Annotated in this window: 23 protein-coding genes and 1 pseudogene; 21 read left to right on the top strand and 3 right to left on the bottom strand. The window is 41.7% G+C overall.

The features are described 5' to 3' along the window. Positions 1-429 precede the first annotated feature (429 nt). From D3H55_RS17005 to D3H55_RS16995, 3 genes are all read left to right on the top strand, one after another. Entirely contained in the window at positions 430-672 is a 243-nt protein-coding gene (locus D3H55_RS17005; RefSeq protein ID WP_119548516.1) for a hypothetical protein, read from the top strand. 18 nt (positions 673-690) lie between these two features. Next, on the top strand, positions 691-942 hold the full coding sequence (locus D3H55_RS17000; protein ID WP_119548515.1) for a hypothetical protein: 252 nt from the start codon (positions 691-693) through the stop codon (positions 940-942). A 140-nt stretch (positions 943-1,082) separates the two neighbouring features. Then, positions 1,083-1,292 carry a hypothetical protein gene (locus tag D3H55_RS16995; protein ID WP_119548514.1) on the top strand — a complete coding sequence of 70 codons (210 nt, stop codon included), beginning with the start codon at positions 1,083-1,085 and terminating at the stop codon, positions 1,290-1,292. Here the strand turns inward: D3H55_RS16995 and D3H55_RS16990 are convergent. After that, positions 1,284-1,523 (bottom strand): hypothetical protein, encoded by a 240-nt coding sequence (locus tag D3H55_RS16990; protein ID WP_119548513.1) that lies wholly within the window; start codon positions 1,521-1,523, stop codon positions 1,284-1,286. The genes D3H55_RS16995 and D3H55_RS16990 overlap by 9 nt on opposite strands. A gap of 285 nt (positions 1,524-1,808) precedes the next feature. On the opposite strand from D3H55_RS16990, the gene D3H55_RS16985 reads away from it, so the two are divergent. From D3H55_RS16985 to D3H55_RS16950, 8 genes and pseudogenes are all read left to right on the top strand, one after another. Beyond that, on the top strand, positions 1,809-2,468 hold the full coding sequence (locus D3H55_RS16985) for a hypothetical protein (RefSeq protein ID WP_119548512.1): 660 nt from the start codon (positions 1,809-1,811) through the stop codon (positions 2,466-2,468). Between the two features lie 176 nt (positions 2,469-2,644). Further along, a complete protein-coding gene (locus D3H55_RS16980) occupies positions 2,645-3,142 on the top strand; it encodes a sigma-70 family RNA polymerase sigma factor (protein ID WP_119548511.1) in 498 nt (165 codons plus the stop codon). After that, positions 3,135-4,295: an anti-sigma factor gene (locus tag D3H55_RS16975; protein WP_119548510.1), complete on the top strand. Its 1,161-nt coding sequence runs from the start codon at positions 3,135-3,137 to the stop codon at positions 4,293-4,295. The genes D3H55_RS16980 and D3H55_RS16975 overlap by 8 nt, the downstream gene beginning before the upstream one ends. 23 nt (positions 4,296-4,318) lie before the next feature. Then, on the top strand, positions 4,319-5,743 hold the full coding sequence (locus tag D3H55_RS16970; protein WP_119548509.1) for a hypothetical protein: 1,425 nt from the start codon (positions 4,319-4,321) through the stop codon (positions 5,741-5,743). Between the two features lie 324 nt (positions 5,744-6,067). After that, the gene (locus D3H55_RS16965) at positions 6,068-6,475 is read left to right on the top strand and encodes a hypothetical protein (RefSeq protein WP_119548508.1); all 408 of its coding nucleotides are present in this window, start codon (positions 6,068-6,070) and stop codon (positions 6,473-6,475) included. A gap of 51 nt (positions 6,476-6,526) precedes the next feature. Then, positions 6,527-6,967 carry an NUDIX hydrolase gene (locus D3H55_RS16960; protein ID WP_119548507.1) on the top strand — a complete coding sequence of 147 codons (441 nt, stop codon included), beginning with the start codon at positions 6,527-6,529 and terminating at the stop codon, positions 6,965-6,967. Positions 6,968-7,157: 190 nt separating this feature from the next. Then, a pseudogene (locus tag D3H55_RS16955) lies at positions 7,158-7,592 on the top strand (sigma-70 family RNA polymerase sigma factor); the annotation flags it as partial. Further along, complete coding sequence (locus D3H55_RS16950) at positions 7,585-8,271, top strand: DUF3600 domain-containing protein (protein ID WP_240628622.1); 687 nt, start codon at positions 7,585-7,587, stop codon at positions 8,269-8,271. The pseudogene D3H55_RS16955 and the gene D3H55_RS16950, both read left to right, overlap by 8 nt. 1,713 nt (positions 8,272-9,984) lie before the next feature. Here D3H55_RS16950 and D3H55_RS16940 read toward each other — a convergent pair. Both D3H55_RS16940 and D3H55_RS16935 read right to left on the bottom strand, forming a co-directional pair. Beyond that, entirely contained in the window at positions 9,985-11,196 is a 1,212-nt protein-coding gene (locus D3H55_RS16940; protein ID WP_119548503.1) for an MFS transporter, read from the bottom strand. Next, a complete protein-coding gene (locus tag D3H55_RS16935; RefSeq protein WP_119548502.1) occupies positions 11,193-12,236 on the bottom strand; it encodes an ArsR/SmtB family transcription factor in 1,044 nt (347 codons plus the stop codon). Before D3H55_RS16935 ends, D3H55_RS16940 begins: the two co-directional genes overlap by 4 nt. Positions 12,237-12,443: 207 nt before the next feature. Here D3H55_RS16935 and D3H55_RS16930 point away from each other — a divergent pair, with 207 nt between their 5' ends. From D3H55_RS16930 to D3H55_RS16880, 10 genes are all read left to right on the top strand, one after another. After that, on the top strand, positions 12,444-13,001 hold the full coding sequence (locus tag D3H55_RS16930; protein WP_119548501.1) for a sigma-70 family RNA polymerase sigma factor: 558 nt from the start codon (positions 12,444-12,446) through the stop codon (positions 12,999-13,001). After that, positions 12,973-13,668 carry a hypothetical protein gene (locus D3H55_RS16925; RefSeq protein WP_119548500.1) on the top strand — a complete coding sequence of 232 codons (696 nt, stop codon included), beginning with the start codon at positions 12,973-12,975 and terminating at the stop codon, positions 13,666-13,668. Before D3H55_RS16930 ends, D3H55_RS16925 begins: the two co-directional genes overlap by 29 nt. Positions 13,669-13,680: 12 nt before the next feature. After that, on the top strand, positions 13,681-14,607 hold the full coding sequence (locus tag D3H55_RS16920) for an ABC transporter permease subunit (RefSeq protein ID WP_119548499.1): 927 nt from the start codon (positions 13,681-13,683) through the stop codon (positions 14,605-14,607). 5 nt (positions 14,608-14,612) lie between these two features. Continuing rightward, positions 14,613-15,623 carry an ABC transporter permease subunit gene (locus D3H55_RS16915; RefSeq protein WP_168413151.1) on the top strand — a complete coding sequence of 337 codons (1,011 nt, stop codon included), beginning with the start codon at positions 14,613-14,615 and terminating at the stop codon, positions 15,621-15,623. Then, positions 15,620-16,099: a hypothetical protein gene (locus D3H55_RS16910; RefSeq protein WP_119548497.1), complete on the top strand. Its 480-nt coding sequence runs from the start codon at positions 15,620-15,622 to the stop codon at positions 16,097-16,099. Before D3H55_RS16915 ends, D3H55_RS16910 begins: the two co-directional genes overlap by 4 nt. A 127-nt stretch (positions 16,100-16,226) precedes the next feature. After that, positions 16,227-18,380, top strand: a complete 2,154-nt coding sequence (locus D3H55_RS16905; RefSeq protein ID WP_119548496.1) for a penicillin-binding protein — start codon at positions 16,227-16,229, stop codon at positions 18,378-18,380. A gap of 304 nt (positions 18,381-18,684) precedes the next feature. Then, the gene (locus D3H55_RS16895) at positions 18,685-19,527 is read left to right on the top strand and encodes a GNAT family N-acetyltransferase (protein WP_119548494.1); all 843 of its coding nucleotides are present in this window, start codon (positions 18,685-18,687) and stop codon (positions 19,525-19,527) included. A gap of 9 nt (positions 19,528-19,536) precedes the next feature. Continuing rightward, complete coding sequence (locus tag D3H55_RS16890; protein ID WP_168413150.1) at positions 19,537-20,175, top strand: DUF3108 domain-containing protein; 639 nt, start codon at positions 19,537-19,539, stop codon at positions 20,173-20,175. Between the two features lie 248 nt (positions 20,176-20,423). After that, positions 20,424-20,687: a hypothetical protein gene (locus tag D3H55_RS24440; RefSeq protein ID WP_119548492.1), complete on the top strand. Its 264-nt coding sequence runs from the start codon at positions 20,424-20,426 to the stop codon at positions 20,685-20,687. Between the two features lie 327 nt (positions 20,688-21,014). Continuing rightward, positions 21,015-21,728, top strand: a complete 714-nt coding sequence (locus D3H55_RS16880; protein ID WP_119548491.1) for a DUF2711 family protein — start codon at positions 21,015-21,017, stop codon at positions 21,726-21,728. Positions 21,729-21,863: the final 135 nt, after the last annotated feature.

Genomic DNA, 21,863 nt, shown 5'->3' with positions numbered 1-21,863 from the left:
GTGGTCGATTTCAGAAAAAGCAAAAATCGATGTAGTCATAGGAGAGCTATGAGGCGGTCGATTCTGGAAACAGCAAAATCGGTGTGGTCATAGTGACGTTGTGGTGTGGTCGATTTTAGAAAACGCAAAAACGATGTAGTCATAGGAGCACTATGGTGTGGTTGATTGCGAAAAACGCAAAATCGATGTAGTTATAGTGGCGCTAAGGGGTGGTCGATTCTGGAAAACACGAGAACGATGTGGCCAAAAAGACGATATGAGATAATCGATTCCGAGCAACTTAAAACCGATTTATCCAAAAACTCTCCGCGTTAAAGTAACCTCTCATAAATTAAGGAATCCCCTGCATCTTCCCCAACGACTCAGTCACACCGTTGAACAATACACATATATATATACAGTAACTACCCAATGACTGGGGGAAAAATAATGCCTGTTTGTGTTGTTTTTAATCAAATCAATGTGCTGAGTATGTCCTCGAATTCCATTATCGGTTCCGGCCAGAACAGCCAGCCTGACTGGAATGCGCAGGGGAAATTTAATAACGGCAACGGAAATTACGTGAATTCAGTAGTATTAGGCTGCACGAATATTATCAATGATCCGGATGTTTTCGATACACCGATTACACAGCCGGAAAATATAAACCCTCAGCCAACTTCGCAAATATAAGAAAAGAAGTGTCGTCTCATGAACTCCATAAATATTCAGTTCAGCAATATCTCGGTCAGCTCCTTGTCTTCCAACTCCGGTATTTTCACTGGTGAAAATACGCAGAGAAACTGGCAGGTAAATAGAAAGAGCAACAGCGGCCTGGGCAGGATTGCCGGATACCAGAATGCTGCCATCAACATCGTGAATATTGTAAATGACAACGATTTTGTTGACTCGGATTTCACTCAATATCAACAATCCAATAATCAGCCTGTTATCCAGAGCTGAGTCCGTCCCCACCAGCCAATTCGGTGGGGATTTCATTTAGGACGGGCATCATTTCCTCTAAAACATGCTGAATGGTCATACTTCTGCAGAAAGATAATATCTATAGTGTAAAGGGTACAAGTTTTGAAGGAGGAACGACTATGGCGAATATTAAATTCCGGTCCCTCCGTATTGATATAATTTCAAATGTGGCGGGATTGTATCATGGTGAAAACTTTCAGGTGAATTGGAAAAAAGACTCAAAGAAAAATGAAGGGGCCGGAGCTGTAACAGGGAACTCCAATAGACTGGACAAAAACCAGACAGTGGTGGTCAAACAAGGTGATGCAGATGATTCTGGACTATCCTGATTTCCCACCGTCAAAATCCGGATTTGCAGCTCTTTCTTTTAGAACCAGATGAGTGCTGTTGATTACCCTATTCTTCCTGCCAGAAACACCTCCAAATCCACAATACTCTGTCTCAGTTGACCGCCAGCCGTACTGATGGTTTTTTCCTAGGAAAATGCCTGAATTGTTTTCAACTTCATGGACACAGACATCCTTGAAAACGATGCAGGGACTGCTGATCGAGATTTTCATATTTTCCTCCGGATGATCAACTTAAGGTTTTCCCTATCCTATGCAGCAGAGGCTGTCAGTGTAAATTCTTATGGCACTTTTCAAACGTTGTTGCTATTCAATATAAATTTCAACTAATATCCTGGTAAATCGTCGTAAAAACCCCTGTAAGCAGGAAAGAAAAGAACTGCTCGGTCTTTTACGTGAGAAAAACCTCTGAATACAGGGGGAAAATCCGGCACCTGGGATTTTTCCGAAAGTAACAATATATGTGAAAATAGCCATTCTTATAGAGGATGAAGACATATGGAGCCAAAAGAAGATGAAATTACAAAGGCAATAGGGGACCTTATAAAAAGGATGGACAGATTAGAGGAATCCCTGAAACAAAATAAGGGCGTCCACCTCCAGATTCAACATGTCGATACTCTTACGTTGGAAAACTTGAATTATCATTTGGATCACGTCGATATAAAAGAGCTGAGCGGGATGCTGAATATAGGGAACACATTTAAGCAGAAGGAAAACAAACAGAAATCAAAGGTTCCAAGGGTGAAAAAAGGTTCTTCTGCTGCTGACAATGACATTTCAATCCTCATCAACGGAAAAGACGTTCCATACTGTTTGGAAAACGGCGAAGAGGAAGAAACGGATTTTCCCCTGCCAAACTCTACCGAATTTTCAATTGGTGACATCCACATCGGAACTGTTGAAGACGCTTCTGCTGTTAATTTCGGCAATAATTTTCCCACTAATTTCAGGAGCAATAAAAAACATAACCAGGGATTAGGCAATATCATTGGCAATAATAATGATATACATGATCTGAAGTCACTTATGAAAGAGAGAAATGCAGGGGGAGTCTACAACGAAAATAGTAATGACCAACCGCCGGAAAGGCTGAATATCATAGAAAAAGAGGAAGAAGAAAGTCAGGGACCGAATACCCCTCCGGCTGGGATTTGATGTGCCGGCAGTAAAGAAAAGAGCAGGCTTATTTTCAGATTAATAGGAGAAAAACCCTTTACGTTCTGGTAGTATTTTACTATCGGAACTTTTTGTTTTCTATAAAAATAATAAAATCTAAATATATCTGTTACCAATTTGAAACTGGTTCGTATTATCTATGAAAGGGGAAGCCGATGAAGGAGTCGATTGATGATATTTATTATGCTTATTTCCAGGACCTATACAGGTTTTTGCTTTCCCTGAGCCATGATCATTTTACGGCCGAAGATTTGGTGCAGGAAACGTTTTTCAGGGCACACCTTAGAATTGAGCATTATAACGGGGAAACGATTAAGTCCTGGTTGTTTTCAACAGCCTATCATGCATACATAGACAGTTACCGGAAACAAAAACGAATGGTCATCAAAGAGGACTCTTTCTTCTCCAAGATGTTTGAACGAAAAATGCCGCTGCTGGATACTCTTGTTTTAAAAGAGGATATTGACGATGTTCGGAATGTTTTGGAGCATTTACCGGTCAAACATAAAACCGCTGTTCTTCTGCATGATTTTCATGGTTTGTCACAAAGGGAAGCTTCAGAAATTATGGACGTTAAACCGAGCCATTTTAAAGTATTGTTATTCAGGGGCAGGCAGGCGGTAAGGAATAAGAGGGGGTTATTGGATGAGTGATGAATTCCGGAAGAAATTGGCGTCATATGAAAAAGGGGAACTAACGGGGCAAGAACTGGAGGATTTTGAAAAGGAATTAGATAAATTGGAAAGTTACCAGGAATACTTACAGCAAAATGATCAACAAGAATTACAAGCAGCTTCGGATCCTGTTAAGGAAAAGAAGCAGAAAAAAATTCTCAGAAGAGGTAAATGGAAAGCCAGATTCCAAACAGCTGTAACAGCCTTGGGAATATTTCTGGCCTTTACTTTATGTTCCGTAATCTTCACTGGAATTTACTATTCCTGGGGTGAGCCTGACAGGATGGAAGTGAACAGTACAATCATCGACCAAACATTGACAGTGACAAACCCCTATGGATATTTAGGTGGAACAAGTACAAATACAAAAGCATATTTCGGGATGGAAGCCTCCAGGGACTTGAACAAAAGGGTGGGCGATGAACAGCTGAATGTCGGTGAGATGAAAGTGGACTTTCTGTTTTCTTTGATGGGCGTGCCAGAGGAACAGTACTATGGAACCGTTTCCGCCCAGCAGCCTGCATTTGTTTATCCTGGCAGAGGTTCAAGGGGCATGTCCGACTGGAAGCAGCTTGAGGATCTTCCCGAGGGGACGGTTGTTTCTGCGTACGTCTCATTTTCAGAACTTATGGACACGAAAGAAGTTATTGATTCCTTTGCGGGTAAAAATATGGATTTACTCTGGATGGCTGTCGATACAGGCATTGAAAAGTCAGGGAGTTCCGAGGGGATCATATTTGAACCGCTTGGTTTTCCGAGCTTCCCCATCTGGCACGAGGATGATTTCATAGTCACTGATCGAAAGGTGGAAGATGGCGGCTGGTTTGGCGGCAAAGTCGTTTCCGAGGGATCTGAATCCCCTGAATATGAAGAAGGCGACCAAGAAGTTCTGCATAAGCAATTCTTGAAAACTTTGGCCTTTTTAGAAGAGAATGAAAGCAAGGCAAATAAAATGGTGTTCCACGAACTGGAACTGTCCAGCCGGATCGCCTATTTAAAAAAGGAAGGATTTCAGCATTATGGAGCGGTGATCACCGGACCAACGAAAAAAATATTGGAACTTCAGGACGAAGGCTGGATTACGGACTTGGAAGTGGATGAGGTTTCTTTCTGGAATTGGACAAATAGATAAATAAGAGAAGAGGAGCTTTAGAGATGAACGACTTGGAAAAGAAGCTGCAGCCATTTATGGCAGGAAAAGCAAAGGTGAAAATAGTTGAAGAAGAGTTTTCCTATGACATCGTTGATATAGAAACCGGACAAGTGTATGGATATGTCAATATGGAGGGAGGGAAATTCACTGGCTTTGAAATCGAACCTGTGGATGATGATATGGAACCAGGCCATGATGTATCCCCGCTGAACAAAGAAATAATACTGGAGACGGCTCAAGCCTTTGTGGACTCATTCGTTGACCGGGAAGTGCATTTCAGCATGCTGAATGAATGGACTGAAGACAATTTCATGGTCATTTATGAAGAACATGACCCTGAGCTTGGCATTCCTATTCCTCATACAGGCTGCACCCTTTGTTTTACAAGAGAAGGATTATTGATATCAGCTAATATCGGACAGGATGAATATGAGCTTGAGTATCCTGAGATTGCAGTCTCCAGTGAAGGAGCTAAACAGATTTTAAGAAGAGCAGATTCTGTACAGCTATCACTGAATGTCCCGCATAGGGAAGAGCTTGGTTCAACTCCTGCGGCTGAATTGATATATCGTACCAATCATGACATCATGGGCGTCAGTATCAATGGAGAAATTGATACTGTTACTGCATTTATGGATGCCGGGGAACTTCCTACAGAAAAGATCCAAAAAGTTAAATCTTCCAGAACAATGGAAGACATGCTGGCAGTAAGCAAAAATTTAGTGAAAGCAACAGGTGAAGATGCATCTGTCATATGGATAAATCCCCATGCAGATTCAGAAGAGGAGGAGCCCGTTATCTCGATGTTTTCCGATGCTTCGGGTCACTTCAGCTATTCCAATGTGCCTTACAACAGGCTTGAAGAAGGTGCTCCTTTGAGTTTACAGGAGTTGCAGGAATATGCGCTGGAATACATGGAGCTGGCAGAAGGCGAAATTCACGCTAAGTATGTATTGGAAAAACCCGTTCTGACCTGCGATAATGAGCCATTATATGATGAAGAGCTGGTGGAAGAGGAAGCTGAGGATGAAGACGTATTCTTCGATTTTGAACCCGCTCAAATGTTCACTTTTTACAGGGAGCATGCTGGATACCGGATTGAAGGTCGGGAAGCACACGTACATGTTGGATTATACACAGGCACCATCCGGGAATGCTCTGTCACGCGTCTGACACCTGAACAAGAAACTTGCTTGGAAAAGGTGGAACTGACCCCTGTCGTAACTAAGGAGGAAGCAGAAGAACTATTCTTTAAGGAACTGAAAATGAAACTTTCCCGTTGTATTAAGACCCTTGATGATCCCAGCATTTATACACTCTCTTACTTAGTGGATTTCCCAGGTTCAAGCGGGCATATTGAGAAAATCAACGCGCATACAGGAAAAGTCAGTTATGTTGAAACCGGGATTATTAAAGAAAGTGATTGATCGAGAGGAGTCCCATTAAACCGTCCTAAGTCAAAACGGAAGAAAGTATCAAGTTTCATTCCTCCTGGAGAGGTATTACTGACCAAGCAGAGAGATTATATTAACTGAAATTTACACGCTGGTATTCAGATATGCAAGGGAGAAACCGGCCATATCATGATAGTATGTTATGAAGCATTTTTAGCAGTGATAACCTGAGGATAACACTGCTGAAGGTAACAAAAAAATAAGAAATCTGTTGGTTCAAACCCAGCAGGCTTCTTTGGCATCTGGTCACAATTGAAGAAAACAGTTTCAAAGGAGTTACAGGAGGGACTGGTTAAATTGGATGAGCAACAAGATCAAGAAGTTCAGCAAATAAAGAAAAAGGCCAAATGGGGATGCCTGGTCTGGATTGCCATTCTAATCGGGATTCCAGCCGTTTATGTCCTGTACCATGCTGTCCAATTTTCATATGATATGTTTTTGGAAGAAAATCAACTTTCTATAAGCCGCTCACCAGCTAATACCAATACAATTGAAGTGGTAGAAACAGGGGATGCTTTTCTGCTTGGGGCTTCCTCTGTCAGGATAAAGTATGGGAGCAGCCACATTGACACCAGTATTGCAAACGACGGGAAACCACTCAGCTCCTCGAATGTTTCGATAAATTGGAAGGATGAACAGACGGCAGCCGTTACTCTGTATGGAGACGAACAAGAAGCAGAAATAATTGATATTCAGTTTGACTAAACTTTCTATCTCTAAATAAAGCTGCACTATAAAAGGAAAAGGGGCATTGAAATGTTTGTAGTAAATGTGGAAGCAGCCATTCATCGCAATGGTAAATGGCTGCTGATCCGTAGAAGTGAAAAGGAAGAACACGCTGCAGGGTGTCTGTCCCTTGTAGGTGGAAAATGTGACCTGGAGGGTGACTCATCGGACATTCTTGAACGAACCTTACAAAGGGAAGTCGATGAAGAAGTTGGATGCCAGGTGACAGATCCTGTTTATGTAAACAGTTCATCGTTTGTAACCGATAAAGGGATTCATGTAGTCGACATTGTTTTTCTATGTCAGTGGTATTCAGGCGAACCTTTTGCCAAGAGCAGTGAAGAAGTGGATGCGGTTATTTGGATGACTGCATCAGAAATCTGCGAGCAGGAAGACCTGCCACTGTATTTAAAGAAAAATATCAACCAAGCAGAAAAGCTGCTACAACAAAAACTGAAAATACATAGATAATCAGAGATTTACCCAGTCTCTGATTTTTTTTTTGAAGATTTTTAAAGCCAAATACTGGTCAGTGTTGTCTAATGAATGAACGTTCCAATAAATGGGGTGGAAAATCATCATTAAATTAGTGAAGAAAGCACAAAAGGGAAACGGCAAGGCTTTCCTGAAACTTTTCCAGCGTTAAGAAGAGGACCTTTACCGAATGGCTTATCTCTATGTGAAAAATGAGGACGATGCACTGGATGTTGTCCAGGAAGTAGCATACCGTGCCTTTAAAAACATAGAAACGTTGAAAGATCCAAATTATTTTAAAACCTGGCTGATTAGAATCGCGATAACAAGTTCCTTAAATGTCATCAAGAAGAATAAGAAAGTGATTCTCCTCAAGCCTGACTATGAGGATTATATGGGACCGGTTGTTCAGGATCCCCTATTATCCATCACTCTTCAGGAACTGCTTGAAGAATTAAATGAAGAGGAGAAAAGTGTCGTCCTTCTTCGATTCTATGAAGGGTACTCTTTCAAAGAGATGGCAGAAATTCTTGAAATTCCGTTAGGAACGGCAAAAACCATTCTTTACCGTGCATTGGGAAGATTGCGAAAGCAGTTTAAGGAGGCGGATGTTAATGAGTGATATCAAACAGGAAATAAGTAAGATAGCGATACCTCATCGTCTGGGAGACCGGTCAAGATTGGGTGTCAAACAAGCCCAGCTGGAAAAAGGTGCAGGGGTTAAACGGTTTACCAAGAAACATTTGGCTTCAGTTGTTCTCGCCATGTCACTGCTTGTTCCTACAGGGGCATTTGCCTATCAAACTTTCTTGGCAGATGAATTATACGGTTCCTTTGAAACTCTTAAAGCCCGAATATCCAGCGCTACAATGGAAGGATATTTTCTTCTTGATGCTAAGATGTCTCAGGCAAAAGGCGATTTGAGTAAAGAAGATTACAAGCACTTTAAAGAACTCCTGAGTGTCCTCACAGAGAGTAAACTGGAATATGCGAATGAAAATGGCAACATCGACTATTCTCAACTGCCGCCGGAACAGCTTGAGATACAAAAGAAAACGTTATTTGATATACAGCCATATTTTGACCAATTGAATGGCCTGGTATCAAGCCAGGAAGTATTGACTTCCGAGGAATACGACGCATATATCGATGCCTTGATGGTCTATCAACAAGTCTTGGCAAAAACGGGAATCACAGGACCTGGCGAACTTGATAAAATCCCTTCAGAAATGAGGGACGAATTCCAGGCAGCCAGCGAAGTGCTGGATTACGTGAATGAAAAGCAAATTAATTATGAGTAAAAGAAGGCTTCTCTATCAAAGGGAGGTTTCAAGTTATAAAACACTATTTTAGCATTCATTTCCATATGGATTTTGATATGCTGGGATATAAATTGAGAGATTTTTAGAATACTAATTTAGTATATGGTGGTTTTTTGCAGCAGACCAGTTAATACCTTAGAGCGTTTAAGATGTCCAACAGATAGGCCTGGAACCTATAAGGTTAGTAATCACTTAATGTACCGTTATTGTGTGTGGTTTCAGGTTTTGTTGGCCAAAATAAAATTAATGGGCCAGGATCCACATGAATCCAGCATCAAACCGGCCTATTTAGACTCTAGTTGGGCCGGCAGCCCGGAGAATCCAGCATCCCACCGGCCTATTCATGCTCTATTTGGGGCAGGGTCCCGGAGAACCCAGCATCTCAACGGCCCATTTATGCCCTAATTGGGCCAGCATCCCCGAGAACCCAGCATCTCAACGGCCTATTTATGCTCTAATTGAGCCAAGATACCTCAGAACCCAGCATTGCACCGGCCCATTTACGCTCTAATTGGGCCTGCATTCAAGAGATGCCAGCAACTCAACGGACCATTTAAGTCCTAATTGGCCCAGCATCCAAGAGATGCCAGCAACTCAACGGACCATTTAAGCTCTAATTGGCCCAGCATCCAAGAGATGCCAGCAACTCAACGGCCCATTTATGCCCTAATTGGGCCAACATTCAAGAGAACCCAGCAACTCAACGGCCCATTTAAGCCCTAATTGGCCCAACATTCAAGAGAACCCAGCAACTCAACGGCCCATTTAAGCCCTAATTGAGCGAGCATTCAAGAGAACCCAGCAGATCAACGGCCCATTTATGCCCTAATTGGCCCAGCATCCAAGAGATGCCAGCAACTCAACGGCCCATTTAAGCCCTAATTGGGCCAACATTCAAGAGAACCCAGCAGCTCAATGGCCCATTTAAGCCCTAATTGGGCCAGCATCCAAGAGATGTCAGCAACACAACGGCCCATTTAAGCCCTGATTGGGCCGGCATCACAGAGAACCCAGCATCGCACCGGACCATTTAGGCTCTGATTGACCAAGCATTCCGTAGAATTCCTACCATCAAAGACTCGCACTCAAATCACTCAAAACTTTGTTATTCTTATATTTAATGAAGGGAGAAATGACGTTGAACCATCAAACCTTGCTTGGAAAAGTCCTTTTTTGGCTGGGATTTTTATTGTTTATATTTGGTTTTATCTTCAATTCATCTGTAGGAATTATAGAAGATGGACCGGAATTCTTCCCAACGATCTCTATTCCGGCTATTATTGCGGGAATCATTTTGATTGTACTTTCTAATTTCTTTAAAAAAAGGAATCGTATATAGGTAGTTGTCCTAAGATATTCACCGAATCTGCAACCAGCCATTTACATTCATTTGAATTGCAGAGCGTTAAACTTTTACACTGACTCTGAATCGGTGAGTTCCTGTACCTGCGATTCTGTTGGTTATTGTTTCATGTTTTGGCATTGTGCCTTGAGATCGTTGATTAACGTTTCATAAAGCCAGTTTACAAAATCACTCCAATCCATTTGAATCCTCCTCTCAAGTTATTTACTATTTCTATTTAGTATATGAATTCAGCTTAAGATAGGGAGGGCGTATCTGCCGAATCAATAGGAATATTGCTAGATTTAATAAACGGTCAGGCACAAACTTACTGTGCCTGACCGTTTTCGTTACCCTGCCTTCTTAAGCTGTTCTCGGGGCCGGGTGAAGGAGGAAAATAGATAATATAATCCAGGTATTGCGATGATCAGTCCAATCATCAAGTATGCCTGGCGTGTCGTAACCGGCAGAAGGGTTGAAGAGGCAAACAGGACTCCCAGAGGCATAGTAATTCTGATGAACAGGAGTCTGACGCTGCTTAGCTGGGTAAGACGGTCCCTTGGTGCTTCCCGCTGGAAAATTGCCGAATTTTGAGCATTGAAAAGCGGGAACAAGATCCCGCCAAACAATTCACAAAGCCAGGCAAGAGGGATGGAATGGACAAAGAAGAGCAGCACAAATGAGAAGCCGCCTCCTGCTAAGCCAAGATACATGGTATGAGGGTTCTTGGGAAGCCTGTTAAGCAAAAGCATGCCGAGAGCATACCCGACAGGAAAAGCTCCTGAAAAAATTGCGTATTCCCATGACTGCCCCTGAAGGTCTCTCCGAATGTAAGGGATACTCAGTACCAATGTAGTCCCAACAGCAAACTGTACGGTGGACGTCAATATCGTAAGCCGCATTAACTGAGGAAATTGAAAGAATGTTCTATAGCCTTCCCGCATTTCCTTCCACCAAAATTTCTTTGTCCATACGGCGGCCTCTTTCGTATTCGAAGGTGGAATTTGAGAGAGTGCAATGTAGCTTGCCAGAAACATAGCAGCTGAAATGCCGTAAATGAAAGGAAGCGGCATGAAGATGAGCAGCAGGGAGGTCACCCCGGGAGCAAGGAAGCTCATCAACCTGATGGTGCCGTCCAGCAGCCCATTGGCGTTTTCCAGTTCTTCATCCCTACATAACTGTGGAAGAAGCGAAAAGGATAGACTGGCATAAATAGGCTGCATCAAGCCCAAAAAGCATTGCAGTACAATCAATCCCAGGATAACTGCAGATTGAGAGCCCAGCAAATACCCCAACAAAGGCAGTAAATAGGAGAATGCCCGTATCAATTGAATGTTCTTTAACACTCTTTCCTTGATTACATGATTCAAAAAAGGGGCACTGATGCCTTGTAAGATTAGTGAAGGAAGAAAGTATACCAGCCATAGTGCACCCATCCACTCTTTGGATCCTGTCAGTTCAAAAAGCAGCAGGCCATTGATGATTCCTCCCGCTGCCCCGCCAAATTCAGAAACGATCTCTCCTGTCCAAAGAGCTTTAAAAGACCTGGAAAACTTCTTCATTCCTTAACATCCAGGAAATGAGTCAGCTTCTCAGAAAACGACTGAACCTGTTCAGGGTTTACTGAATAAATTCCTTTCTCCACGGAAACAAACCTGGCAGCTTTCAATAATGAAAGCTGATGGTGAAGACGTGTCTTAGAGGTTTTAAAGTGCATGCTTATATCCTGAAGGGACAGGGGTCCTTTCAATAGATGATAAAGTATCTTCAGCCTTAGTTCGTCTCCCAATGCTTTATGCCCGCGGACCAATTCGGCAGGAGGTTCACCAGGTTCTGTCAGGAACGCATCTTTAATTGGATAAAAAAACAGCTTCGTATCAAAAGTACGGTTTTCCAGGAGCCACGGCCGGTAGGAGACATGCGGAATCATTTTCACAGTCCACACGGAAGGCTCAGGAAGATATTTCACTCCGCCAGTCACCCGGTCAATTTCCTCAAATGGTTTTGAGAAATCAAGTGAACGATTCTGCTGCCCTTCAAATTCAAGAGCCCGCACCCATTTCTTCCAGCAGCCTTGCTGGCTGATCCAGCTGTGCCAGCCCTTTATAGTGCTTACGACAAGATCAGACATTTCCTTCTGGGAGTACTGGCCGAGTTTCTCAACATAGCCGCCAAAATATTCGTGATTGTCAAAAATAGCGGCATAGTCCTGAAATAATTCCTGCTTAGCATTCTCGGCAGCTGCATCTTTTCGAAGAGATTCATAATCTCTCCCTTTATAGGGCAGAAGGATTTCATAAAAGGAAGAAGGAGAAAGTGCAGCGAGCTTATTCGAAAATTCTTGAACGCTCTGTGCCTCAAACTCGTTCTGCAGCATAATCATCCCGTACCAGAAATTCGTCTTTTCTATTTCCTCAAGGAGAGTGACCAATGATTTCGGCATATCATCAGCGGCTGCAAGCCAGGTAGCATCCATCTCAAAAGTGTGCCGCAGTTCCCTGTGTGTATATCCTGCAATCCCCAGGATGACTTCCCAAATTGGGGACCATTGGACTTCCAAAGAAATGGATTCCACGGGAGCTTGCCCGGTAAGTCGTTTCATAACAAAAACCTCCTATGTATTTGCTGTCAACATTAATTCTAATATAGTTGAATTTAATATTCAATATTATTTGAATTATAAATTCTATACTGGTAACATTTCCAAAAACTGCAATAATTAATAGAGCAAAGGAATTTATAGAAAAATAAACAATTAAATTTTTTGAGTCGTCTAATAGATAGAAAGACTTGGGAGAGGAGGGGTGGAATGAGAGAGTGGTTTTCAACTCAGGAGGAATTCCTGGAATACCTATACGAACAGTTTAGCGATGACATCTACCGTTTGAATTTCACCTATGTGAAAAATAAGGAAGTTGCCGAAGATTTGGTACAGGAAGTCTTTATTAAATGCTACCGGAACTTTAACCAATTCAATGGGGACTCCAACTTAAAGACCTGGGTTTTCAGGATCGCCATTAATCAATGCAAGGATTATAGGAAAAGTGCTTATGCCAAATACGTTCTATTAAGCAGCAAGATATCCGAGCTAGCCTTAGGAAAGAATAAATCGCCTGAAGAAATAGTATTTGGTTCATACGAAAACACAGATTTGACTGAAAAAATCATGAAATTGCCTGAAAAGTATCGGGAAGTCTTGTTCCTGCATTACTTTCATCATCTAAAAATCAGGGAAATGGCAATCTCGCTTGGACTAAAAGATAACACCATTAAATCCAGAATGAAGAAAGCAAAGGAACTACTAAAAAAGATTTATTCTGAGGAAGGAGGCACGGCATATGGAGAGGGAACTAAATCAACTGGATAAAAAATCTTATTTGAATGATATGGCCATCAGCCCTTCAAGGAAGGAAGAAATGTTAAGGGAGATTAAAAAATCAAAGAATTCTCCCTTTAATCTTTACAAGCGGACCGCAGCTGGGCTTACTGGAGTCGCAGGCTTTCTGATCTTTATCGTATTTACTGCCGGCTTTCTACAGGATTCACCTCTTAACCAATTTTCGCAAAGCGAAAAGCAGACTTTGAATACCATTCATTTCAATAAACAATACCAGAGCCTTATCGGCCTTCCGAAAAAGGCTATCATAAGGGGAAGAAGCACACTTCCAGAAGGAACAGTCCTATTTGTGAAGGTGTACGAATCAAAAAAGTTTGATAAAACTATTGAAATAGAAAAAGCAATCATAAATGCCGATGGAAGTTATTCTGTTCTTCTGGATCGGGAAATCCCGGAGAGAGACTATTATCTGACCTTGGAATTATTACCGCACAAGCAAAACAAAGAGGTTAAGGAAATGATTGGAGACCATGGAATAAACCTTAAATACAGTACATGGATTGATGGTCTGGTTGATTACTATCATGAAGGTGAACTATTTAACGGCATCCGGATGTATGGAAAGATCTACGCGAATGATGAATGGACTGAGGGGCAAAAAACCTGGCTTGAGGATGATTTAGAAAACCTTGAATAGGAGAAGAAAACAATGAACTCTGGTACCAAAATTTCAAACTTTGATAAAAGAGACCGTTTAATCACCACGCTTCTTACTATGAGCAGAATATTCGCAGAAATAGTTATGACCATTCTGTTTATAATATTCATCATAGTTTTTGCCAAAACTTATTTTCTTCTATTTACCCCTCAATGGTTCTCGGTTTTCATCTATAGACTGAATGAATTGTTGATTCGGCTTATTCATTTTGAAGAAATCAGGATCCGGATTTCTGAATATAAAAACCTGGGGATTATGGAAGTGATCTTAGAACCATACCGATATACAGCTGTTTTAATTTCTTGCATCCTTTTTCTATCCATTTTGACTGGAGTCCTTTTGGCTTTCTTTGTTTCATTGCTGCCTGAAAGATGGCAGAGCATTGTACATAAGTTCATCTTTTTTATAGAATCCCTTCCGGATGTGGTCCTGATTTTTTCCATTCAGCTTTTCATCATCTGGGTCTACAAGAAATCTGCCGTCCTCTTGGTAAACCCCATAGGCGGGCCCGATGATGTGTATCTGCTGCCGATTCTTGTAACATCCATTCTTCCATCAGTGATCCTTTTTCAGATGACTGCAATGGCAATGGAAGAAGAAAGGAATAAAGCATATGTTGATTTTTCCTATTCCAAAGGACTCTCAAAGGGAGCAGTCTTGGCTTCTCATATTTTCAGGAACGTCTGTGTTACAGTCTTTTCAAAAATCCAATTTATTTTATGGTTCATCATTTCTAATCTGCTAATCATTGAAAACTTATTTAATATGAATGGGCTTTTCCGCTTCATTTACAAAAATCTTCATTCATCTGAGGTGCTGGCTGTGTGCCTGTTAATGATATTCCTGCCCTTATATTTCGCAGATTATATCGGCAAATGGGCGGCAAACAGGCTTGCAGGTGAAAGGAGTCTCTTATAGTCATGATGAAAAACAGAAAATTTTTGACAGGATTCACTTTCACAGCTCTTCTTCTACTTCTGAGTGTCTTGTATTCTATCTATCTGGATGCAATTCTGCCAAAGCCGCCGGAAATGATTTACGGAGAGAATCATATTCTATTGGACGCGCCGCCGTATCCTCCTGGTATACCGTTTATTTTCGGTGTAGACCGGTTTGGAGGAGATGTTTTCTGGATGGTGATCGATGGTGCTAAATATACGGTAACGATAGCAATGTCAGCTGCAATCTTAAGAGTTGCCTTCAGTGTCTTCGGAAGTATCTTTTATATCCTTTACCTGGGAAATCTCACTTTTATAATTGAATCCTTTATACGGGCCATCCGCTTCATTCCGGCAGTGATTTTGGCTATGATATTTTTCATATCTTCCAATACTCCAGATGTATCAGCAGGATGGTTGTTAGGGCAGCAGCTGATTATTTTGGTTTTCATAGGTGTGGTTCCACTTATGGGATTTCTAGGTGCTGAAGTACGAGTATTCATGGACAGTGACTTTATCTCCTGTTCAAGAACATTGGGGGCCAGTAAGTGGTGGTTGATAAAACATCATATACTAAAGCACCTCCAACCCAGGGCTTTTGTGTTATTTACACAGCAGGTCGTCCAGACACTATTACTGCTGGTGCATCTTGGTGTGTTTCAAATCCTGATTGGAAAAATAAAAGAAGTCACCAAATTCGATGGTCTTTATTCTGGAGAGAAGGTGACCATGTCGCTAACTAATGAATGGTCAGGATTAATTGGATTATCCTACCACGAATTGATGCTTGATAAATGGATCATCCTTGGGCCCTGTATAGGTTTTACGTTGACGATATATGCTTTCCGTTTAATGGGGAAAGGGTTGGAAGAGGTGCTGGCGGATTCTGCTAGTAGAGGAGTTAGAGTGAACAACTCAAGACAGTTAAACAAAGCACTTGCTCTAACGAAAGAACCTTTTGAACTGCTTTATAAAGAAAATAGGGGGAAAATATGAAGAAGATATTATTGTTTTTTTGTGTGGTAATGATTGGATTATCCGCCGGATGCAGTACTCCCAAGAAAGAGGTCCAGCTTGAGGGGCGCATTAAGACTGTGGGCAATCATGTCATCGTCAACGGTACCAGTTCACTCGAAGAAAACGCTGTTATCACTGTACAGCTGAAAGATATTGACTCACAGCAAGTAGAAAAGGAGACGGAAGTCAAAACGGACAAAGACGGCAACTATCAGGTTCAATTTGTGAGGGACCGGCTTGAAACACAATATGAGCTGAGTGTCGCTTTCAACCCTTCAGAACAAGACGAAGATATTAAAAAAATATATGGTGGAGAAGGGGAAAACATAGCTGCTTCCTCTATAGGATTCGATGAAGAATACCAGGGAATTAAGTTGTACGACCGGATCCTCCCTATCGGAGAAGGATCTGTCGGTCAGAAGACTAACCTGTCGGCTCAAATGCCAGAGTATTGAATTTGTTGTTGGCTGAAAAGTGTTTAAAACCAATTACAATCCCCGCAAAATTTCTCACATTATAGAATTAATTTCCTGAAAGTAGTAGACTAATGGTATAGGAAACTACTAGAAAAGGATGAGTATTATGAACGGGAGAAGAAAGGAAATAAGAATTGGTGCACTCGTTTTGTTCCTGACTTTTACAGCGGTCTTCCTCATTTTGTTTTCCCGGTTTACTTATATAGCCGTTTCGGGGGAAGTGGAGGGAGTCAACTTATCGGCCGAGGCATCGGAAAAATATTTGAAGAACAAAATCCTGGAGGCCGATAGAGGAACCATTTATGACAAAAATGGTGAAATCCTTGCGGAAGATTCATCAACTTTCAAATTGATTGCGATTCTTTCGGATACAGTCACGTCAGACCCCGATTCTCCACACCATGTGGTGGATAAGAAAAAAACCGCTTCGGTGCTTTCACAATACATAGATATGGAGCAAGGGGAAATTCTTGATCGTTTAAACAAAAAGGGCCCGTTCCAGGTCGAGTTTGGAACGGCAGGCAGAAATATTTCGCCTGTCACGAAAGAAAGTATTGAAAACGAGAAGCTGCCTGGTATCCTTTTTGAAACAGTAGCCAAGCGCACATATCCAAATGGGAACTTTGCCACCCACTTGGTCGGAATCTCCCAGCAAAAAGTTTCTGACGATGGAAAAGTCAAAAGCAATGGGATATTGGGCATAGAAAAAAGCTATAATGACCTGCTTGAAGGAAAAGATGGGAAAGTCGATTTTGAAAGTGACAAATGGGGCTATCTTCTTCCAGATTCGGATACCCATGTAAAAGAACCGAAGAACGGAAATGATATCTACCTGACGATTGATGAAAAAATCCAATCCTTTGTGGAAGAAGCATTGAATCATGTCACAGAGGTGTACCATCCTGTGAAGGCATTTGCGATAGTATCTGACCCGAAAACAGGGGAAATCCTTGCCGTGGCACAAAGACCATCCTTCAATCGAAATGTAACAGAAGGAGTAGAGAGCAGCTGGACGAATTTTACAATGCAAACTGCGTATGAACCGGGATCAACGATGAAGACCTTTTCTCTTGCCTCGGCAGTTGATGCAGGGGTCTTCAATCCCAATGCCACTTACAACTCCGGCGAATTCTTTGTTAAAGGAAACCCTCTTCCAATCAAAGACTGGAATGCCGGAGCAGGATGGGGTACCATCACTTACCTGCAGGGGGTGCAGCGCTCTTCGAACGTTGCCTTTGCAGAACTGCTTGATCAAATCGGCCAGGATAAGTACCGCGCTTATCTGGATCGTTTTGGTTTCGGGAAAAAAATCGGCTTGGAGTTAGAGAACGAATCCAGCGGCAGGATTCTTTATGACTATCCGATTGAACGCTACACCACGATATTCGGTCAAGGAACCACTGTCACTGCCATGCAGATGATACAAGCTGCCTCTGCAGTTGCAAATGACGGTAAGATGATGAAACCATATATGGTGGACAGGATTGTGGACGGCAGCAATGGAGAGATCGTCAAGCAGTCTGTCCCGACTTCCAGCGGGAATCCAATCAGCAAGGAATCCGCTAAAAAGACCAGGGAGTATCTTGAAACAACGGTGACATCCGATATAGGGACCGGCAAGCTGTTTGCCATCCCCGGCTATTCAGTCGCAGGGAAGTCCGGTACAGCACAGATTCCCAATCACGACGGAGCAGGATATATGGTCGGGCACGATAACTACCTGTTTTCATTTTTGGGTATGGCACCGGCTGACGACCCTAAGCTGGTGGTTTATGTAGGCATCCAGCAGCCTGATCTGGGAGGGAAATTAGGTTCCATTCCTGTTGCGGAAGTTTTCAACCCCGTCATGCAGAACAGCCTGAAGTATCTGAACATCGATACTGCGACTCCTGCTCAAAAGCTAAAGTCAATAGAAGTACCTGACTTGGAAGGCAAACCTGTTTCTGAAGCAGCAGCAACGCTGAAAGAAGCAGGGCTGAACCCGGTAATCATCGGCAACGGAAAAAAGGTAGCAGCACAGTCGTCTGCCGATGTGCTGCTGGAAAAAGAAAGAATCCTGCTGCTGACTGATGGCTCAGTAACTGTTCCAGATATGAAAGGCTGGTCGCTGAGGGATGTCCAAAAATTTGTCACGATGAGCGGCATTTCCATTGACATGAAAGGTGATGGCTATTTGACGAAACAAAGCCTCAAGCCTGGTTCTACAGTTGATGAGAAACAAACACTTACTGTTGAATTTGCTCCATTTGGAACTGAATAATAAATCAGCATGGCCAATCCGCTCCCGGGTTGGCCTTTTTTCTGAGGCTGTTTTTCGCAGTAATTATTGCTTTTGGAAAAATCTCAGGCGCCGGATTTTCCTCCTGCTTGCAAGGTTTTTCATTAAAAAGGGAAGCAGCTCTTATCTTTCTGATATACCAAGGTTTTTTCGGTGTATACCAGGAGATCTGATATGAAATAGATAGGGACAAAGTTTGCATAAACAGCCATTTTTAAAAAGGTGATTGTATATATTAGAATATTTTGAAATAATTGTAACTAACATGTCTTAAGGGGCGGAATGAATGATACGGAAATTGAAGGACGGAATAGATAAAGAAAGAGCAGCCGAAGTTGTTAATGAGTGGGGAACAGCGGAAGAGATAGGGAACATGGAAGAAGCAATAACGGGATCGCAGCCTTTTTTGGTATATGAACAGAATGGCTTAAAGGGATTAATTTTTTCCATACCAGATGAAAATGGAGAAGAGACGATATTCAGGATAAATCTATTCGTGGACCCTGCATCACGATTGCGAGGTAATGGTTCTAAATTATACAAAGAAATGGAGAAAGAAATTTCTAAAAGTAACCCTGACTTTGTAAGTGTTTACATAAATACTGAAATAGATAATCCAATCCCATTTGCTGAAAAAATGGGATTCAGTAAATGGTGGGGATCTCCTGAACTCATTTATAAGGGAGGAAGATTTCCTGAAGCAGATGTAAAGTTCGTAAAATATACGGAACGATTTTTCGAGGAGTTTGTTAAAGTTGTTCAGCATTCTTTCTATGAACTGCATGCAAAAAATGATTTGAAGCCCTATCTTGCTCCAGAAGATAGTGTGAAGAAATATAAATTAAATCGTAAAGAAAATGTTTACCTGATTCTGGATGGGGACAGAATCATTGCTTCAGTCACTACCGGAAAAGGTGAAGTGGATAACTTAATGGTCTCCCCGGAATACCAGGGAAAAGGGTATGGACGTAAAGCCCTTCAGTTTGCAATGAACAAGATGCTGGAAGAAGGATACGAAGAAATCCGCATTTGTTATGTAGAAGGCAACGAAGGAGCTGAAAAGCTCTACACTTCAATGGGGTTTCAACCATTGCACAATACCCAGGTGTATCGGAAGTTCCTGAAATGAACAGAGGAGTTGATCGAATTGATAACCTTAAGCGGGGAAGGATTAATTGAAACACAAGACAAGAAAGATATTTTCATTATCGAGAACGGATTGAAAAAAAGGGTTGGCTTCACGACTGAATCCCTACGGTTCATTCACTCAGATGGAAGGAATGCGATTGAAAGAATTCAACTATTGTCATCGGAGGTTTTAGGGAATCGGAAAGGGGTCACTGTGGTCGAAAAAGCCGCTTTTCAGCCGATATCGTTCACTGATTATGTTGATGAAATAATGAATCTAAAAGCGGAGTATAAGAATGGGATTGTAAATATAACAACCGAAGCTGGAGAAGTCTCCCGTTTTGATGCGACAGGATGTTTTGACAGTTTTTCAGTGGAACTCATTTTAAGGGCACTTCCTTTGGAGGCCGGATACTCTGCAGCATTCAAAGCTTTTAATGCGACAATAAAAGCCGTGGTTGAAATTAATTTAGAAGTATTACAATCAGAAAAAATACGTAAAAGCAAAGATGAACTTACTGATGCCTGGAAAGTGAAAACATGCTTTGGCGAAACTGTTCAATACTATTGGGTTGACCCTGTAAATAAAGAACTGCTTAAACAATCTTCTGATATCGGTAAGGGCGTAATATTGGAGTTTCGTCGGTGACTCGACTGAGAGATTTGAAAAGGAAACCCTTTAAAAAGATACTATTTCTGATAACTATTTTTCTAATCTTGCTATCTGCATCCTGCCAGCATGGGAAAGAAGATTCCGATACCTTTTCCGGTACCATCAGCAATGGCAAGCTGTTTGGCTATCACTATATTGTAATCTAGGAAGGCGAAGAATTTACATGGGAGGCAGGTTACAAAGACAGTTCACGCGTTATCCAGGAAACGCCAGCCAACCAAAACGTGTTAGATAGATTCCACTTTGCAGTTGAGGAAGGTAGATCGCAGCTGACAAAACTTGTTTTAGCCCTATCCTACTTATTAATCTCAGTTGCTATTGTAATCATTCTCTATATAAAAAAGATACAGTTATTGAAAGAAAGCGGCCCCTTCCTCGCTGTTTTCGCCGGGATTGCGATTTACATTGCGCTTGTGGCTTCTGTTAATCTAAACCATGCAATAGAGGATGTCAGGTATTTTTATGCTTTGTTGAATGGTGATGCATAATCCTGATAAGCACCCGGTTTATATTAACCTATTACAACTATAATGATGGAATAAGAGACAAACAATCATTTATAACTAAGATGATTTTTAAATGGTTTGATTAGCGGATAAACACCAGGTTATAGATAAGGGTTCGGTTTATAACAGGATGATTTACAGACAAACACCAGATTATAAGTATCCAACACATTGGTAATGCGGAAACCCAAGGAATAAACATTCCATTAGCTCTGCATATGGATACTGACATCATGATTAACATACATACCGAAGGAAATCGTTTAAATGCTGCTTCTAGCAGCACACTATGAAAGGGGGTAATGGTTTATGAAATTCTTCTATCCTCTTGGTGATGACTCTGAAAAAGACCCGTTGCTGAATGAACTGCCGGACCAATATAAGTTTGCAGCATCACTCTTCTTTCCTTTTGTTAAAATGCCTGATGGCTGGAAGTCCGAGGAAAGTTACGGCCATCATGCCTATTATCCAATTAGAGAGGATATCTTCAAGTACGGCAAGCCGATAGTATGGGAAGATTTAAGAAAGAAGTGCGGATTTTCCAGTATGGCGGAAATGTCGATTGCAGCGACAGCTCTATTGACAGGATGCATGGGTAGAGAGCTTTACCGGAGACCAGACTTGATGAATAGGTTGGAGAATGTGTTGGAAGAGGATGTGTATACTCCTTTTGAAGATAGTATCTCCATCCTTTTGATTGATGCTTTGATAAAGGTTTTGGTTTCTAAAGGTGCAAAAAGGCTGCGTTATCACACCCTTTATGATGAACAGGGGATTTGTGAGATAGAAGAAATCGATTTGGAAGCCAAATTGACCTTGTGTTCTGATCCCATTACGATTACCGATGAGAATGAGGATTTTGTATTGTCCTGTTTTTTCGATGAGTGGGCAGTCAAGTTCTTTGCAAAAGAAGACGCCACTAATGTCTTGGCTGAGAACGGCCTCGAAGGGATCATTTTCACTGATAAAACACCTATAGTGTGGGAAAATCACCCCTATCATGTAATAAAGAACACTACTTGAACCAAGTAGATCTTTAAAATGAATCCAAAAGAACCTCCCCTCAGTGGCTTTTACATTTAGACCTTGATCCTCAGATATTTCTGGTACCGTGCGAAAAAAGGGGCTATACAAGGACATTTGGAAGAAGGAAGGACT

This window comes from Bacillus salacetis (assembly GCF_003581585.1).
GTDB classification, from domain to species: domain Bacteria; phylum Bacillota; class Bacilli; order Bacillales; family Bacillaceae_B; genus Rossellomorea; species Rossellomorea salacetis.
The sequence above is the reverse complement of the archived record's forward strand: the minus strand, read 5'-3'. Positions and strand labels throughout refer to the sequence as shown.